Source organism: Mucilaginibacter sp. BGA-UO-ETr-C110, assembly GCF_059567985.1.
Genome location: NZ_JCAQPB010000002.1, coordinates 6,363,292 through 6,379,751 on the forward strand (window position 1 = coordinate 6,363,292; position 16,460 = coordinate 6,379,751).

The 16,460-nt window shown below is 42.9% G+C and carries 14 protein-coding genes and 1 pseudogene; 7 read left to right on the forward strand and 8 right to left on the reverse strand.

Annotated features, from left to right (window positions below; genetic code table 11):
* Positions 1-21 precede the first annotated feature (21 nt).
* From AC57BQ_RS27435 to AC57BQ_RS27450, 4 genes are all read right to left on the reverse strand, one after another.
* Entirely contained in the window at positions 22-501 is a 480-nt protein-coding gene (locus AC57BQ_RS27435; RefSeq protein ID WP_496409272.1) for a hypothetical protein, read from the reverse strand.
* Position 502: 1 nt separating this feature from the next.
* Positions 503-1,771, reverse strand: coding sequence for a DUF6973 domain-containing protein (locus AC57BQ_RS27440; protein ID WP_496409273.1), 1,269 nt, complete (start codon positions 1,769-1,771; stop codon positions 503-505).
* Between the two features lie 192 nt (positions 1,772-1,963).
* Positions 1,964-2,806 carry a helix-turn-helix domain-containing protein gene (locus tag AC57BQ_RS27445; RefSeq protein ID WP_496409274.1) on the reverse strand — a complete coding sequence of 281 codons (843 nt, stop codon included), beginning with the start codon at positions 2,804-2,806 and terminating at the stop codon, positions 1,964-1,966.
* Positions 2,807-2,822: 16 nt separating this feature from the next.
* Positions 2,823-3,704: an AraC family transcriptional regulator gene (locus AC57BQ_RS27450; protein ID WP_496409275.1), complete on the reverse strand. Its 882-nt coding sequence runs from the start codon at positions 3,702-3,704 to the stop codon at positions 2,823-2,825.
* Between the two features lie 89 nt (positions 3,705-3,793).
* Here AC57BQ_RS27450 and AC57BQ_RS27455 point away from each other — a divergent pair, with 89 nt between their 5' ends.
* The gene (locus AC57BQ_RS27455; RefSeq protein WP_496409276.1) at positions 3,794-4,744 is read left to right on the forward strand and encodes an NADP-dependent oxidoreductase; all 951 of its coding nucleotides are present in this window, start codon (positions 3,794-3,796) and stop codon (positions 4,742-4,744) included.
* Positions 4,745-5,014: 270 nt separating this feature from the next.
* Positions 5,015-5,899 carry a DUF3078 domain-containing protein gene (locus AC57BQ_RS27460; RefSeq protein ID WP_496409277.1) on the forward strand — a complete coding sequence of 295 codons (885 nt, stop codon included), beginning with the start codon at positions 5,015-5,017 and terminating at the stop codon, positions 5,897-5,899.
* A gap of 69 nt (positions 5,900-5,968) precedes the next feature.
* On the opposite strand, the pseudogene AC57BQ_RS27465 reads toward AC57BQ_RS27460, so the two are convergent.
* Together AC57BQ_RS27465 and AC57BQ_RS27470 are read right to left on the reverse strand one after the other, a co-directional pair.
* Positions 5,969-6,424 (reverse strand): annotated as a pseudogene (locus AC57BQ_RS27465) (DUF1349 domain-containing protein); the annotation flags it as partial.
* A 32-nt stretch (positions 6,425-6,456) separates the two neighbouring features.
* Positions 6,457-6,606, reverse strand: a complete 150-nt coding sequence (locus AC57BQ_RS27470; protein WP_496409278.1) for a hypothetical protein — start codon at positions 6,604-6,606, stop codon at positions 6,457-6,459.
* 183 nt (positions 6,607-6,789) lie between these two features.
* Here AC57BQ_RS27470 and AC57BQ_RS27475 point away from each other — a divergent pair, with 183 nt between their 5' ends.
* Positions 6,790-7,665 (forward strand): OmpA/MotB family protein, encoded by an 876-nt coding sequence (locus tag AC57BQ_RS27475; RefSeq protein ID WP_496409279.1) that lies wholly within the window; start codon positions 6,790-6,792, stop codon positions 7,663-7,665.
* A gap of 77 nt (positions 7,666-7,742) precedes the next feature.
* Here the strand turns inward: AC57BQ_RS27475 and AC57BQ_RS27480 are convergent, their stop codons facing one another.
* Positions 7,743-8,957, reverse strand: coding sequence for an NHL repeat-containing protein (locus AC57BQ_RS27480; RefSeq protein ID WP_496409280.1), 1,215 nt, complete (start codon positions 8,955-8,957; stop codon positions 7,743-7,745).
* Between the two features lie 245 nt (positions 8,958-9,202).
* Between AC57BQ_RS27480 and AC57BQ_RS27485 the strand changes: the two genes are divergently transcribed.
* The 3 genes from AC57BQ_RS27485 to AC57BQ_RS27495 all read left to right on the forward strand — a co-directional run bounded on the left by AC57BQ_RS27485 (position 9,203) and on the right by AC57BQ_RS27495 (position 13,362).
* Entirely contained in the window at positions 9,203-10,558 is a 1,356-nt protein-coding gene (locus AC57BQ_RS27485) for a Gfo/Idh/MocA family protein (protein ID WP_496409281.1), read from the forward strand.
* Between the two features lie 191 nt (positions 10,559-10,749).
* Positions 10,750-11,790, forward strand: a complete 1,041-nt coding sequence (locus AC57BQ_RS27490) for a DUF6807 domain-containing protein (protein ID WP_496409282.1) — start codon at positions 10,750-10,752, stop codon at positions 11,788-11,790.
* A 117-nt stretch (positions 11,791-11,907) separates the two neighbouring features.
* Positions 11,908-13,362, forward strand: coding sequence for a serine hydrolase (locus AC57BQ_RS27495; protein ID WP_496409283.1), 1,455 nt, complete (start codon positions 11,908-11,910; stop codon positions 13,360-13,362).
* 7 nt (positions 13,363-13,369) lie between these two features.
* Here the strand turns inward: AC57BQ_RS27495 and AC57BQ_RS27500 are convergent, their stop codons facing one another.
* Positions 13,370-14,671, reverse strand: coding sequence for a hypothetical protein (locus AC57BQ_RS27500; RefSeq protein WP_496409284.1), 1,302 nt, complete (start codon positions 14,669-14,671; stop codon positions 13,370-13,372).
* A 167-nt stretch (positions 14,672-14,838) separates the two neighbouring features.
* Here AC57BQ_RS27500 and AC57BQ_RS27505 point away from each other — a divergent pair, with 167 nt between their 5' ends.
* Complete coding sequence (locus tag AC57BQ_RS27505) at positions 14,839-16,362, forward strand: M20/M25/M40 family metallo-hydrolase (RefSeq protein ID WP_496409285.1); 1,524 nt, start codon at positions 14,839-14,841, stop codon at positions 16,360-16,362.
* Positions 16,363-16,460: the final 98 nt, after the last annotated feature.

Sequence of the window (16,460 nt, forward strand, 5' to 3'; positions counted from 1 at the left end):
CTTGATTATTATAAAAAATCTTTAATTATTGACCTGAAAAATAAAAGAAGACTTATTTGTCTTTTTTAAATAAATGGAATTACACTCTGCCCTCTTTATATTATAAACAGGCTCATTGTTTTTAGCAAAATCAACAGGTGAGCGGTTTACAACACTGTAGGCAATGGCCTTGTCATTTCTGATATATACCAAAACACATTTCCCTTCATCAAGACTGGCTGATAGGATGGAGTGTTTAACCTCCTGGAAATTCTGAATTTTTAAAGTTTTAAAACTTTCCTCATTACTATAAGGTCCAATTACAATAATATTATCCCAGTCCTTATTCGGAATTAATTCGCAAAAGGAAAATTTAGTTAGTTCAACGTCACTTTTTAAAGCTGTTTCTATTACTGGATATAATAACTGATCAATATTGATTTTTGTTATTGTTTCAGCATGATGGCATGCTGAAACAATAAACATTATTATTATTAAATATAACTTATTTGAAATTTTCATACTACCAATTTGTTGGAACCAGTTCCCCATCACTATTTATATACTCCAGTTTACCAGACTCAACCAGATCTTTTACAATGGCTATATCATTCATGCCTGTACGCCCCTCTGAGGAAGCAGCCCTTCTGCCAACATCATTATTGTACAGGTCCATTAGTTTTTCAATTTGTGGTTGGCCATCAACCTCTTCATGGGCATTGCCTAAAGAGGTGGCTAATGAAAGGCCCAGTTTAGAGGCATTTTCAAGGCTAAAATAGGCATGTCTAAAGGCGTCTGCAACTGTATTGTGTTGATCGCCGGGATATGTGCTGGCTGCAAGCTCTAACGACTGTTGTGCATTGGTCAAATATACAACCTGATTAAACCTACCCATGCTATTATATATTTGGAGTTCGGATGTTGACATATGAGTTTTATAATCATTCTCAAATTCGCGCAATGCAGGTGTATCACCGGCAATCTCATTACTGCCATTGTCACTACCATCATCGCCGCTGCCATCATCATCATCTCCATCACCAGGCGGATTTCCTCCGTCGTCACCTTCACATGATGTGTATAAATACTCTATACTAATAATTCTACCAGTACCCAGTTCGTATGTTACCCAATAAATATCCTCACAAGATCCTGTTGATGCCGTACGTAATTTGGTCTTCTGTTGATCGTTAAGTACTAAATGTGTTGTTTTACCATTTACTTTAATTTCTTTTAACTGCCCGTTTTTAATTCTTTTTATAGCCGTAGTTGTACCGGTATTTTCCACTCCGTTTTCTATAATATGCGTACTTTGAACTTTATATTGCATATCATAAAGAATAAATGCTCCTTTAGTAAAATCCGGAATAGTTTTGTCCTGATACTTCTCTGTAAATTGCAGGCTCTGAGTTTTAATAAATGCAGATTCTCCAATAACCTCAATCATCTTTGCAGATGTTATGGTTCCTTTTGTATAGGTAAAAACAAGTGATGAAATGGTTGCCAGATCGGGATTGGTAATTTCACGCCCCTTAGTTTTTACATAAATCAAATATTCTTGTGGGGCGGTTTCTTTGACCTGGTAATCATTCCAGGAAGGTGAGGCGTAATTAGGAACAACAAAAGATTTATTGGATTGCTTATTTATCTCTATTTGCTTGTTATACCAAAGTTGGGCATTGGCCACCAATTGGGTATTCTGCAAAACCGGTTCATGTAACTGGTCCTTTTTACATCCTCCTAAAATAAGCATGGTTAGTAATGATACGAGCAAGGCGTATTTTTTTTTCATAATAATTTGATAAGGTTAAATGTTTTTAATAATTGCCCGAAAGTAGATGTTTGCTTCTGGAAATCTACTTATGAATAGATAGAATAATATTTTAATAATATTTTCTTAACAGGTCTATAAGATGCCTAAAACGGAAGGGCGGATTCTTTACTGAAAACCGTTTATGGAATTTAATCGATATAAAATGCCTTTTTAATGTGCCGGAGCATAAAGCTGCCTAAAGCTTTGCGGCGAGGCATTGGCCTGCTTGGTAAACAGGCGGATAAAGTATGACGGATCATCATAACCCAGTTTGTAACCGATCTCTTTTACGCTCAGGTTGGTATGTGCCAACAATCTTTTGGCCTCCATAATGATGCGATTTTTGATGAGATCATTTGGCGAGGTATTGCTGTAACGGGTGATGCGTTTATTGAGTGCCTTTGGTGTTATGTTCAGCAGATCGGCATAATCGGCTACGGTGTGATGCCTGGTATAATGCCACTCCACCAGCTGACTAAAAGTTCGGGTAAATTCCGCCTCGGCAACGGCGTCTTCACCGGCCTGCTGATGATTTTGTTTCCAAAGCCGCGTTGCTTTAATGATGAGTTGTTTTAACAGGATCCGCAGCATCTCTTCCATGGAACTATCGTCGCGCTCAAATTCGCTTTTTATTTCACCAATGATTTGCTGCGCAGTAAGCGACGATTGAGCGCTCAATAAAACAACAGGTATTTCATATACATTGTGAAACAGGATGCCATCGCAGGCCACTTCCTTGTCATGTATCTCCACACAATAAAAGTCGCGGTTATAATAGATCATCGTACCCTCACAATTTTCCGAAAACTGGTGATATTGTCCTACATTGATAAAAAATAAGGCGTCCTGTTCCAGCTGGTAATCAGTAAAATCGATCACCACCTTGCCGCCGGCTTTTACAAAAACTATCTTGATGAAGCCGCTATAGTCAACCTGCTGAAGCTTTTGCAGAATATCCTGCTGAAAATCAAAAAAGCCAAATTTTTTAAAAGCGAACTGCTTGAAATGAGCCATAGTAAAAGTTACAGGTTTAAGCTACTTTAAATTTTATGGGTTGATCATTTCCCCGGACGTTTTTCCGGAATTGCGCCGGCGACTCGCCCTTGTATTTTTTGAATGTTTTGGTAAGATGACTTTCATCGGTAAACCCAAGCTCAAAGGCAATTTCATTCAACCGCATATTGCTGTGCCGTAGCCTGGTTTCGGCCAGTGACAATTTGTAATTGATGATAAACTGCTGCAGGTTTTCGCCGGTTTGTTTTTTGAAATACTCGCTGATATAGTTGGTGGAGATATTGAACTTTTCGGCAATATTTTCGGCCTTTAGTTTTTCTGCATCATAAATATTCAGGTGTACATGGTTGATGATTTGCAGGGCAATGGTATCACCTCCTGTTTTCGCGTCGCATCTGATGGTGATGTTGCGGGTTACTATCGTGACCAGCGTATTGATCAGTTGCTGTACCAGCTCCTTTTGCATGTTCGGGCCTTGCTCATACTCGGTTACAATTCCGGCAATAATAGATGCTACCAGTGGTTGGTCGCGCTCATTCCTGATGATCTCGCCCTGGTCTTGTTTACTCTGGAAAATATATTCCAGTTTTTGCATCCAGTTTTCTGCGCTATGCTGTTCTTCGTTGCCGGCGGTTATCCCCTTCAGGTAAATATTATTAAAGCAAACAAATACAAAAGAGGTGGTCTTTTCCACCGTAAAATGATGCGTCATGAACGGGCCCAGCATGTAAAGGTTGCCGGGTTTGTACCGGAAATCGTTACCATTAATATTATGCATACCCTCACCCTCCATAATGTATACCAGTTCAAAAAAGGTATGCTTATGGGTGCGCATCGGGCACTCATCCGACCGGAGAAGCCTGATTTCGAAAGGGTCAAATAGGTGTTGGGTCTGCATATCCTTAAATACTACTTTTTTATCCCAAAAATGTACAGGAATTGGGGCCTTGCCTAACCCGATCTTTGGGGTATACAAAAAGTAAAGATATGAAAGCTATAATATTAAGTGAAAACGGTGGTACCGATAAACTCATTTTAAAAGAGATAAGCAAACCTCTAATTGCGCCAAATGAGGTGCTGATAGCAACAAAAGCCATTAGTATTAACCCTGTTGATGGCTTTGTACGAAAAAATGAAATCTACACAAAAAAGAAACTGTTGCCGCTGCCCGGCGAAGAAATGATACTGGGCTGGGATGTTTCGGGCACAGTGGTAGAAACCGGCAGCGAGGTAAGGGATTTTAAAAATGGCGACGAGGTATTTGGTATGGTTAAATTTCCGGGCCATGCCAAAGGTTATGCCGAATACGTGGCAGCTCCGGCGGATCATCTGGCCAAAAAACCTGCCAATACATCATTTAATGATGCCGCCGCCGCTACCCTGGCTGCTTTAACCGCCTGGCAAGGATTGGTTACTTATGCCAAAGTACAACCCGGCGATAAAGTGCTTATCCACGCGGCCGCAGGTGGTGTTGGGCATTATGCTATTCAAATAGCCAAACATTTTGGGGCTTATGTAATTGGTACAGGTTCGGTAGCAAGTAAAGATTTTATACTGAGCCAGGGTGCCGATGAATTTATTGACTACAACCTGGAAAAATTTGAAGACAAAGTAAAAGATGCCGATATCGTGCTCGATTCTATTTACGGCGACCATATCCTGCGCTCAATTAATGCTGTGAAACGCGGTGGCCGCTTAGTAAGTCTGCTCGCCTTTTTTGAGGGTGAAATTGCCGAAAAGGCTAAAGCTAAAGATCTGCTTACTTACCGCATAGCTGTAGAATCAAATGGTGACGATATGAAACAGATCGCGAAACTCATGGCCGATGGGGAGTTAAAATCATACATTTCTGAAGTTTACAGATTTGAGGATATCCCTAAAGCGCAGGATAAAGTTGATGGCGGCAAAACCCGGGGTAAAGTAGTGATCGGGTTATAATTTTAATTATTTATATAATACCCTGATAAACAATAAGAGAGCCGACCTGAAGTCGGCTCTCTTATTGTTTTAATATAACCGGAAGTTAGAGGTTATATTAATTAAAAAGTAATAATAAATAATAAATGCGATATTTGTCATACATCTGTCAGGCTGCTGGTAAAAATATCGCATCCAAAAAGAACGGATAATTATTGGGGGAAACCTCATTATGGCGGGTAGGATGAATGGCAGATATAATTTTTTAAACCATTAAACATTTTACCTTCTATGAAAAAGCTTTCCCTATTATTAGCCGCACTATGCATGGCTGCTATCAGTTATGCTCAAACCCCCGCAACAACGCCCGATACCGCCAAAAGATGGAAGATACACGGTGAAAACACTTTTCTGATCAGCCAAAGTTCGTACAAAAACTGGTCGGCAGGTGGTGTAAATGCTTTTGCCGGTAACCTGATCTTCAATTACGATTTTAACTATAAAAAGGATATATGGAGTTGGGACAATAAAGTGATCCTGGGGTATGGTTTAAGCAAACAGCAGGATGCAGGTTGGCGCAAAAACGACGACAGGATAATCCTGAACAGCTTACTGGGCCGCCAGCTATCAAAATACTGGCTGTACACTTTTTACATGAACTTCCAGAGCCAGTTTACCAAAGGATACGACTATAATACAACACCCAGAACACTCATCTCAGATTTCCTGGCACCGGCTTATCTTACTTTTGGTCCGGGCTTTGCCTATAAACGCTCAGACAATTTCAGGATCAATATTTCGCCTGCCGCTGCACGTATCATTATAGTGAGGAATGATTCATTGTCGCATGTGGGGGCTTTTGGTGTGACACCCGATCATAAAAGTCTGTTCCAGTTTGGTGCCTCGTTTGATGCCTATTACAAAGTTAATCTGGTACAGAACATCAGCCTGGAAAATATCCTGAAACTATACTCAGATTACCTGCACAAACCCGGTGATATCTATACCGATTATACCGCCAACCTGTTTATGAAAGTAAATAAGTTTGTAACGGTTAATGCCGGCGCGCAATTGATTTATGATGGTAAAACCCGGATACCTAATGGAGACGGGACTTCCAAAATAGCCCTGCAGGTTAAACAGATATTTGGCGCTGGTTTAACGTATAAGTTTTAACTACTCCAATAATACTTTACAAAAAGCCCCTTAACCATAAAGTTAAGGGGCTTTTTATTAAAAGGGGTTTTACTTTACAGCTTCAACCTTAAAATTTTCGAAAGTTACCGGGAAGCTCAGTTTGCCCGGAGCGGCGGCTACCATGCCTATTTGTACCTTTTTATCAGGCGGGAAATAAGCCAGACGCAGCATATCAAATTTCTGCCCGTCAAAAGAGTATTTGATCTCTACATAATCGCCCTTGCGCAATAGTTTTAACCATACCGATTTAGGGCTATCATGGCGCGGCACTACCGACCAGTCTGATACTTCGCGGGTTACCACGGCGCTTACATTCTGCACGCCCTCCACATATTCAATACCGGTTTTAATCCAGTTTTTTTCGTCGATGCGCACCATCAGACCTGCCTGGTGAAACAGCTCGTGATAGCTGCCGGTAATTTTTACGCTGGCCTCAAAGTTACCGGCCATTTCCTGGTAATAAAACGGACCGTTATCGCGCTTAAAGCCATAGTGCGTAACCTGCCAGTAATCGGTGCCCGGATCAACGGTAAAGGTTAAGCTGGCAGCATCACCTGCCCATTTAGAGGTTGGTTAAACCATTTCATGGCGGGGTTGCTTTGAGCAAAAACGCCGGTTATTGCAAGCAGGCAGATCATAGCGGTTAATTTGATTTTTTTGTTCAGAATGTAGCAGAATGTTCTCATTTTTTGATGGATAAGTGTGCTGCCAAGATAGGAAATAAGTTTGGGGCCATATATCAGACCATGTACTTTCCCGCATAAATCAGCGTTAACAAGCTGTCGTCATTTATGTGTAAACAAAACTTTATGGCGGTTGAGTAGTTGTTCTTTATTGTACTATATTTAAGCATAAAAAAAATCAAAAACATGAGATATCGAATATCCATTTTAGCCCTGCTTGTAGTAGCAGTGCTAAGTCAAAGTTGCGTAAGCACAAAGAAATATAAAGAGCTGGATGCCAATTACACGCAGCTCCAAAACAGTACCCGCGATCTGAGCGTTAAATACCAAACCAGCGAACAGGCACTCGCCGTAGCCAATGGCCGGGTAAGCAGCCTGGAAGATCAGTTAAAGTCTGAACGGTCAAACGTGAAAGCCTTGCAGGACGCGTTGGATAAATGTTTGAATTCCAGCAACCAGGGCAGTGTAAATATTTCTAAACTGGTTGATGAGATCAACAGCTCAAACCGTTATATTCAACAATTGATAAATGCCAAAAGCAAAAGCGATTCGCTTAATATGGTGTTAACCAACAACCTTACCCGTTCATTAAGTCCTCAGGAAACACAGGATGTTGATGTGAAGGTATTAAAAGGTGTGGTTTACATTTCGCTTTCTGATAATATGCTGTACAAATCTGGCAGCTATGAAATATCTGACAAAGCAGGTGCAACCCTGAGCAAAATTGCCAAGATCATTACCGATTACAGCAATTATGATGTGCTTATAGAAGGTAACACCGATAATGTGCCGATCTCGCAGAAAAACATCCGCAATAACTGGGATCTGAGCGCATTGCGTGCATCGTCAGTAGTGCAGGCCCTGCAAAACAATTACCAGGTTGATCCTAAACGTTTAACAGCCGGCGGTCGTGGTGAATACAACCCGATTGCTGATAACAATACCCCAACCGGTAAAACACAAAACAGGCGTACACAAATTATTATCACGCCAAAACTCGATCAGTTTATGGACCTGATAGGCAAAGCGCCAGCGCCACAGCCACTAGCACCACAGAAATAATAATAACAAGTAATTATATAAAAGGGGCGGTCATGAAAATGACCGCCCCTTTTTGGTTGGATAGCTAACACAAATAATTACAAATGTTTGAAACTAACTATTCGCGCTCTGTATACATCGCTTACAATTATTTCGCCTTCGCTGTTTACAGCTATACCTGATATTATGCTGGTAAATTCCCCTACACCTATTTTTTCCTGAACAGAGCCGGTTTCATCAGTTTTTACGATATAGGTACTGCAAGCAATATATAAATTATTGCCTTTTGCTTTGATCGCCTGTGAAGGACTTCCTGCATCCCATGAACTCAGATATTTGCCACTTTTATCAAATACCCGAACCAGGCTATTTCTTGGTGAGGTGACAAAAATTTTATTATTCAAATAGCATATTCCCGTTGGATAAGCGTCCTGAACCTGGTCGGCTGTTTTAATTGCTCCGGTGAAAGATAGCAATAAATTGCCCTTCTGATCATATTTCCTGACCTTATTACTGATGCCATCCACAATGTAAATGTTCTGGTCATCATCAACAGTGATCTCTTCTATATTCTGAAACTGATTATCCTGTGTTCCATAACTACCCCACTGGGCAACAACATTATTTTGTGGATCACGGATTATAATATACGGATTAGTTGATTGTGTAAGCGTTGTTAATACAACATTGCCATTTTGCAAAAATGCAATAGCCCTTGTTGACCTGCCAGAAAAGAACACCCCCTGGTAATTCCCCGATTTATCAAATTTCTGTACGCGGCCATTTCCCTCATCACTCGTATAAATATTATCATTTTTATCAACCTCCACATGTAGTGCAAAGTCAAACTGGCCGGGACCTCCACCCTGTGAGCCAAATGACAGATTTTTACTATAATTTTGGCCCGTAGTATAACCGTATGTTATATCGCTGAATTTACTATAGGCTGTGCTGCTGTTGTAAACCATTACTTTATAATACACTTTCGCTAATGGCGTAGTAATCGATTGGTCGGTATAGGTGGTATCGGCAAGTTCCTTTAGTAATTGATAATCCTGTTTACTATCGTCAAATTTAAACAACCGGTAATTCTTCGCTTTCGGAATAGGTGTCCAGGCAATAATAACCCGGTTGCCATACAATCCTTTTGAAGCAGTTAAACCAACAGGTCTGTCAAGTTCATCAACATTTACCTTTACTGTATCATTAACTTTTATAGTATCAATAATTGTTTTGTGCGATGAGCTCTCTTTTTTACAAGCAGAGAATGCCAACATATAGGCTGCTGCAATAAGGAGGAAATATTTATTCATATGTTTGATAAGGTTTTCAGCCGCTAAAGTAAGGATAAATTTTTGCTGATACCAAAGGCATTCCTGGCTATGTAGATATATCTGTTAAAGGCTCAATGCTTTTTAACAAGTTTGTTACGCAATCGTTTCCGTATATTATTGTGGCAATAACAGTTAAAACTATTGGCTTTTCAGGCTATTTCTTCGATATTTGGTTGGGCCGGTTAAACGGACCTGCTATATTTAACCAATTTACCTAATTCTTCATGGAAAAATCACGCCGTACTTTTATCAGGCAGGCCGCGCTGGCGGGTGCCGGTGTAATGCTTGCTCAGAAAAGCTGGAGCGCCCAAAGTTATAAACGCATCATCGGTGCTAACGACCGCGTGCGGGTTGGCGTAGTAGGCTTTTCAGACAGGCATCGCAGCTCACATATTCCCAGCTTTATGAACCACTACAAGGAACTCAATTTTGAAGTAGTAGGCGTATCTGATATCTGGAAACGGCGTCGTGAGGAAGGGGCGGCCATCTGGAAAGAGAAGATGCAGCATGATGTAAAGGCGTATCGCAATAACGAAGAAATGTATGATAGTAAAGCGGTCGACGCGGTATTTATCAGCACGGCCGATTTTCAGCATGCTCGCCACACCATCGAAGCAGTTAAAGCTGGTTGCGACGCCTATGTAGAAAAGCCTTTTGCTGAAACTATGGAGGATAACCGCGCTGCACTCAAAGCGGTAAAGGAATCGGGCAAAATTGTACAGATAGGCTCACAACGCCGCAGCGGTGCCAATTACCATGCGGCTAATGATTTTATACGCTCGGGCAAGTTTGGCCCCATCACCATGGTGGAGCTTACCTGGAACGTGAACCAACCGGGACGCTGGCGCAGGCCGGAGCTATTGGGTTTGCTCAAAGAAGAAGATACTGATTGGAAACGATTTATCATGAACCGCCCTTATGAAGCCTTTGATCCTCGTAAATATTTGGAGTACCGCTTGTTTTGGCCATATTCATCTGGTTTGGCCGGTCAATGGATGAGCCACCAGATTGATACCGTACACTGGTTCAGTGGGTTGAAACATCCGCGCAGTGTGGTAGCTAACGGTGGTATATATGTATGGAAAGACGGTCGCAGAAACTGGGATACCATTTTGGCCGCCTTTGATTACGGTCCGCTGGACGATTCATCAACAGGCTTCCAGGTAACTTTTGGCTCGCGCATGCACAATGGCGATGAGCACCCGGCCGAGATCTACTACTCCAACGGCGGCGAACTCAATCTTAATACTAATAAAGTTTCGCCAGAAGGCGGCCTGACCCAAAAAATGGCCGATGCCATGCACATGCAGGCTAACTTATTGCCTGAGATCAGCCTGGCCAATACCGAAAAAGTGGTAGCATCTGCCAATACAGGCGGCGACGTGCTTACCTCAAACCATGTACGTAACTGGATGGAATGCGTACGCAGTCGTAAAGAACCACATGCACCGGTTGACGCCGGCTACAGCCATTCCATAGCCAATATCATGACCAATGCTGCCGTGCATACCGGCTATAAAGCCACCTTTGACGAGGCTACGCAGGAAGTAATGGCCAATGGGAAGGTGTTTAAATATTAAAAGCCTCACCCCACCCTCTCCAAAGGAGAGGGCTTTAAAACTTTTGGGAAAGAAATTTATCTCCGATACGTCATTGCGAGGTACGAAGCAATCTCTACATAGGCCGATCAGCCATGCAAGGGCGCTCTGTACAGCATAGAGATTGCTTCGTACCTCGCAATGACGTGTTTATTTAACTTTATATCAATAGTATGAGAACTATAAAAACTTTAAGCATCGTCGCTATGCTTACGGCCTTATCTTCCTTAGCACAGGCTCAAAAAGCAGAGCCAGTAAAGATCGTTAAAACGTCAAAGGATAAAATAGATATTTCAATCGGCGGTAAGGCTTTCACCAGTTTTCTTTTTCCGGATACGCTGGAAAAGCCCGTGTTGTATCCTTTGTACACCGCCGGTGGTACGGTGGTAACCCGTGGCTTCCCACTGGCGCCACGGCCCGGCGACCCGGTTGATCATCCACATCATATCGGGATTTGGTTTAACTTCGAAAACCTCAACGGGCTCGATTTCTGGAACAATTCGTACGCTATCCCCCAAAGTAAAAAGCACGCTTACGGTTGGATCCGTACCGATAAGATATTGGAAACCAAAAGCGGCAGTACAGGGATACTTTCTTATCATGCCAACTGGACCAATCAGCAAAAGGAGGTGATCTTGGAAGAAACAACCCGCTTTGAATTTAGTGGGGATGCCAGCCAGCGCATTATCGACAGGTACACCACCCTGAAAGCCGATATGGATGCTGTTTTTAAAGATGCCAAGGATGGCCTGCTGGGCCTGCGTTTTGCGCATGAATTGCAAATTCCCGATACGGCAGATCAGAAATATACCGACGACAAAGGCAATGTAACCGTTGTAAAAGGCGGGAAGGATAATATCGCCAACGGAACCTACCTCACGAGTGCAGGCAAAACCGGTAACGACGCCTGGAGCACCCGGGGCGTATGGTGCAAAGTCTATGGTAAAATGGGCACCGACTCGGTAAGCATAGCTATTATTGATCATCCGCGGAATCCTAACTATCCAACCTTCTGGCATGCCCGTGGTTACGGACTGTTCGCGGCCAACCCGCTTGGCGAAAAGATATTTACCAATGGCAAATCAGAAAAGAACCTGACATTGAAAAAAGGGGAATCGGTAACCTTCCGTTATCGCATCGTGATCAGCAACGGTGCGCAAACCATTAGTGCGGCAAAGCTTAATGAACTGGCTGGTAGCTTTGGGAAAAAGTAAGGTATAAGAAAGTCTATCTCAATTTAGGCCGATCTTATTTTGATATTATATTCTGTTTTATTTTTTATTTCAAAATTATATTTTGTATAATTGTTTAATTCGAAATATAAATCTAATATGAAGACATTACGTCAACTACTCATTCTGCCTTTGCTGCTCTTGGTGCAGCTATCGGCTTTTGCGCAAAGCGATACAAAAGACAAAATACAGCAGGTAGAAACCAACCTGGTGGGTTCCCTACAAATAGCAGGTGAAAAACCGGGCACCTTGCAGGAGCGCATGACTTTTTATAAAGTGAACGGCCTGAGTATAGCGGTGATCCAGAATTACCATATTGCCTGGGCCAAAGGTTATGGCCTGGCCGACGACAGTTTAAAAATTGAGGTAACACCGCAAACACTTTTCCAGGCAGCATCTATCAGCAAATCATTAAATGGGGTTGGGGTACTTAAGCTGATGCAGACGAAAAAGCTTGACCTGTATACCGATATCAACACCTACTTAACCAGCTGGAAATTTCCTTATGATAGTCTGAGTAAAGGTAAAAAGATTACTGTGGCTAACTTACTGAGCCATACAGGGGGCTTAGGCATACATGGCTTTCCGGGCTATCGGCAAGGCAAGCCCTTGCCAACCATTGTACAAATACTTGATGGACAAAAGCCGGCAAATACGTCTGCCGTCCGCTCTATGTATGCACCGGGGGTAAAGTCGGAATACTCGGGTGGTGGCATCACCATTTCGCAAATGATCGTGATGGATATTACCCACGAACCTTATGCTGACTATATGAAAAAAGAAGTACTGCAACCTTTGGGTATGACCAGCAGTACTTACAGCCAACCTCCCATAGGTATTAAACCAGCCTTGCTAGCCACAGCGTACTACGCCAACGGTAAACAAATACCCGGTAAATATCATATTTACCCGGAACAGGGAGCCGCTGGTTTATGGACAACACCTACCGATTTGGCCAAATACATTATTGAAACACAATTGGCTTACGAAGGAAAGTCGGCAAAGGTGCTCAACCAGGCTACAACTCAGCTGCGGCTTACACCTTACCTGGATAAAACCGCCGCCTTGGGTGTATTTACCGAAGATATGGACGGGACGAAATATTTTGAACATGGCGGCTCTAACGCCGGCTTCCGCAGCCAGTATTATGGTAGTTTGGAAGGTGGCAACGGTGTAGTGGTAATGGTTAATTCAGACCGGGGCGATATTATACCGGAGCTGATCAACAGCGTAGCCAAAGTTTACGGTTTTAAAGGCTTGTACCGTTCGGTAGTTAAAACCATCGTTAGCGTACCGGATGCTGTGATGCAAACCTATGTTGGTAAATATGCCATAACACCTACTGTTACATTAACCATTACGTACGAAGAGGGCAAGTTGAAAGGCCAGCCGACTGGTCAATCAAAATTGATCCTTTATCCTGAAAGCCAAACTAAATTTTTCCCCAGGGAAGCCCCTGTAAATTTAGAATTTGTAAAAGACGCCGCCGGTAAGGTTAACGAAGTGGTGGTATTAGAGAACGGTCACCGGACCGAAGCCAAAAGGATCGAATAATATAATGCTACAATCTTTTTGGTTCAGCCGATAAGCCAACCTCTTTACGCAAACGGGCCATAGCCCAGCACCACCAGGCACATTGTTCGCCATTACCCGCATCTTTGATTTTCCATACGGCATTAGTCATGGCAGCCAGATCCTTGTCGCTTAGTTTATCTGATTGGTGATATCCGCTGCCTTCCAGCCAGCCACCCTCCATGTAAACCGGTTTCGGGACGTTAACAATTTTAATTAGGTCAAGGATCTGTTTGATGCGGTTGTAATCTTTTTCTGATCGGGCAAATTCCATTTCCCAGGCCTGCCCCTTGCCAATAACCTCGTTAGAAACTGTTCCATCTGGATAGCTGTCCGTAGGCATCCAGGCTAAGCCATTGGTGGTTTTAAGCATAATATGGCGCATGGCTTTTACTGTATTGCGCATCACCTCATGGTCTGGTCCTTCCCAACCGGCGGCGATGGGCGAAAGCGTAACCCAACCCATACCCAGGAATGGCACGCCGCCATTGGAGTCGGGTAGCCGCATTTCAAGATAAGTAGTATCGCCACCCCTTACGGTGGTCAGGTTTTTACTGATACCTTCGGTAAGGATACCCAGATCTTTATGCCAGTTGTCGGCCAGTTTGATTTCGCCTCTTCTTGCTGCAACAGCTGCCATATCATGTAGTGCCGCGCCAACAAAACTTTGAGTGAGCAGGTCCCAGGTATCCCAACGGCGGCCCTCGCGCGAATGTTCAAAAGATATATTGCGTACCAATCCGGTCTCTACCGACCAGCGGCCATGCTGAAAAAAGGTACGATCGCAGGTACGCTTCATGATGGCGCTCACCAGTGGCCAGGTATCATCCTCAAATTTGGTGTGGCCGCGTTTTAGTGCCAGTCGCGCCCAGGCCATCAGTACATGTGCCTGTCCGTCTATCTGGTGCTCATCGCTGATGATGGTATATTGGTTATCTTTTATGCCTACCACATGCGGTATGCGCTCCATGTTATATTGCGTAGTTGCATTTAAAACGGATTGAATGTTAAGCTCCGCTTCCTTTAATCGACCGGTTTCTAAAAACAGGGACACCAGTGCGCCCGTAGTGCGGCAGTACATTCCTTCATAAGCGCCGGTGAGCGATTCAGGCAAAAAGCCATCTTTCCCCATCCTGTCCAGCAAGCTATAATAGGTATTGGCATACAGTTTTTCAAAGTAAGGCGATTGCAGTATTACCTTGATGTTATTTGCATTGGTTTGGGCACGTATTGATGAGCACAGCAACAGGCAGGCAGTAAGGAGGGATAGGGAAATTTTTTTCATCAGCATCAGTAGCGGGGCTTTTAACAAATATATAAATGTAATCTAACCCGGTATCAACCCGAAGGCTTTTTTGCATTTTGATAATGCCCGTAGTTTGGAACTTCGGTATAAATAAAAATACAACATACTTAAAGGTTAAGTATATTGTACACATTAACCATATCTGGCTATCTATGAAACTGACCTCGTGCTTACTCACTTCCGTTTTATTGCTTGGCGCCTATTCGCTATCGGCACAAAACAACCTTCAAAAAATAACCGATTTCCGTAAAGCCAATGAACAGGAGATCATCGGCGAATACCTTAAACTGGTTGCCATACCCGACGAAACTAATGATTCTGTAAACATTCGCCTAAACGCATCGTACATCAAAGATATGTTGATTAAGCGAGGTGTTAAAGCCGAACTATGGAGCACTGCCGAAAGCAATCCTGTTGTTTTTGGTGAGGTTAATGTTCCGGGAGCCACCAAAACAATTATTTTTTATGCTCATTATGATGGGCAACCCGTAAATCCAAAGCAATGGGCACCGGGTTTAAAGCCTTTTGAGCCGGTTTTTATTACTGCTCCTGTTGAACAGGGCGGGCATATTGTTAATTATAAACCGGGTGATCAAATAGACCCAACCTGGCGGTTAAGTGGGCGTGCCAGTGCAGACGATAAAGCAGGTGTAATGTGCATTATTAACGCTTATGATGCCCTTATTAAAAGCAAAGTAAAGCCGGGCTGCAACATCAAGTTCTTTTTTGAGGGAGAGGAAGAAAAAGGATCACCCCGGCTGGCCGAAATATTCAGAAAGTATAAAAGCAGACTGGCTTCTGATCTATGGGTGATATGTGATGGACCGCGGCATGCTTCCGGTAAAAAATCAATTATGTTTGGTGTAAGGGGCGATGTGAATTTATGGCTTACTGTTTATGGCCCTAAACGCCCCTTGCATAGCGGCAACTACGGAAATTGGGCTCCTAATCCCGGTTTGATGCTGGCACAACTGCTTGCCGGTATGAAAGATGATAAAGGCCATGTAAATGTTAAAGGTTTTTATGACGATGTATTGCCCCTCAGCAAAAGCGAAAAAGAAGCCCTTAGTAAAGTGCCGCCCATTGAGCCCGGACTAAAAAAAGAATTAGGTATAGCCGAACCCGAAGGCGGATCGCGCCCATTGGTTGAAGCTTTTATGTTGCCAACCCTCAATATAAATGGTATGGCCAGCGGTAACGTTGGTGCCCAGGCCGCTAATGTGATACCCACCAAAGCCGAAGCCGTGCTTGACCTGCGCCTGGTGCTGGGTAATGATATGGACCGCCAGATCGCTAAAGTAACAGAACACATTAAAGCGCAGGGCTATTTTGTTACCGACAAAGAACCTACCGACGAAGAAAGGGCCAAATATGATAAGATCATAAAAGTTACGCATGATGCCGGTTATAATGCGCAGCGTACACCAATGGATCTGCCCATAGCCCAATCAGTAGTTAAAGCCATACAATCAACGGTTAACTATCCCTTAGTGCTTGTACCCAGTGGTGGCGGCAGCCTGCCCTTATTTATTTTTGAGAAAGAACTGGGTGCTAAGGTAATTACTGTGCCCCTGGTAAACTATGATAATAATCAGCATGCCGAAAATGAAAATGTAAAGATCAGCTTTTTGTGGGAAGGGATTGAAACAATAGCTGCCGTAATGCAGATGAAATAAAGGTGAGTTTTACTTTTTAAACTTTTTAAAACACGTCAAAAATTTATTTAAAAGTGTTAAAATCGATGGTTTGGAATGAGTTTAAGGCAGTTTTACCC

Excerpts from the sequence above, each read along its gene's own strand:
- AC57BQ_RS27505 (WP_496409285.1), top strand. The coding sequence starts at position 14,839 with ATGAAACTGACCTCGTGCTTACTCACTTCCGTTTTATTGCTTGGCGCC.
- AC57BQ_RS27450 (WP_496409275.1), bottom strand. The coding sequence starts at position 3,704 with ATGCAGACCCAACACCTATTTGACCCTTTCGAAATCAGGCTTCTCCGG.
- AC57BQ_RS27475 (WP_496409279.1), top strand. The coding sequence starts at position 6,790 with ATGAGATATCGAATATCCATTTTAGCCCTGCTTGTAGTAGCAGTGCTA.
- AC57BQ_RS27470 (WP_496409278.1), bottom strand. The coding sequence starts at position 6,606 with ATGAGAACATTCTGCTACATTCTGAACAAAAAAATCAAATTAACCGCT.
- AC57BQ_RS27490 (WP_496409282.1), top strand. The coding sequence starts at position 10,750 with ATGAGAACTATAAAAACTTTAAGCATCGTCGCTATGCTTACGGCCTTA.
- AC57BQ_RS27500 (WP_496409284.1), bottom strand. The coding sequence starts at position 14,671 with ATGCTGATGAAAAAAATTTCCCTATCCCTCCTTACTGCCTGCCTGTTG.
- AC57BQ_RS27480 (WP_496409280.1), bottom strand. The coding sequence starts at position 8,957 with ATGAATAAATATTTCCTCCTTATTGCAGCAGCCTATATGTTGGCATTC.
- AC57BQ_RS27445 (WP_496409274.1), bottom strand. The coding sequence starts at position 2,806 with ATGGCTCATTTCAAGCAGTTCGCTTTTAAAAAATTTGGCTTTTTTGAT.
- AC57BQ_RS27435 (WP_496409272.1), bottom strand. The coding sequence starts at position 501 with ATGAAAATTTCAAATAAGTTATATTTAATAATAATAATGTTTATTGTT.
- AC57BQ_RS27460 (WP_496409277.1), top strand. The coding sequence starts at position 5,015 with ATGAAAAAGCTTTCCCTATTATTAGCCGCACTATGCATGGCTGCTATC.
- AC57BQ_RS27485 (WP_496409281.1), top strand. The coding sequence starts at position 9,203 with ATGGAAAAATCACGCCGTACTTTTATCAGGCAGGCCGCGCTGGCGGGT.
- AC57BQ_RS27455 (WP_496409276.1), top strand. The coding sequence starts at position 3,794 with ATGAAAGCTATAATATTAAGTGAAAACGGTGGTACCGATAAACTCATT.
- AC57BQ_RS27440 (WP_496409273.1), bottom strand. The coding sequence starts at position 1,771 with ATGAAAAAAAAATACGCCTTGCTCGTATCATTACTAACCATGCTTATT.
- AC57BQ_RS27495 (WP_496409283.1), top strand. The coding sequence starts at position 11,908 with ATGAAGACATTACGTCAACTACTCATTCTGCCTTTGCTGCTCTTGGTG.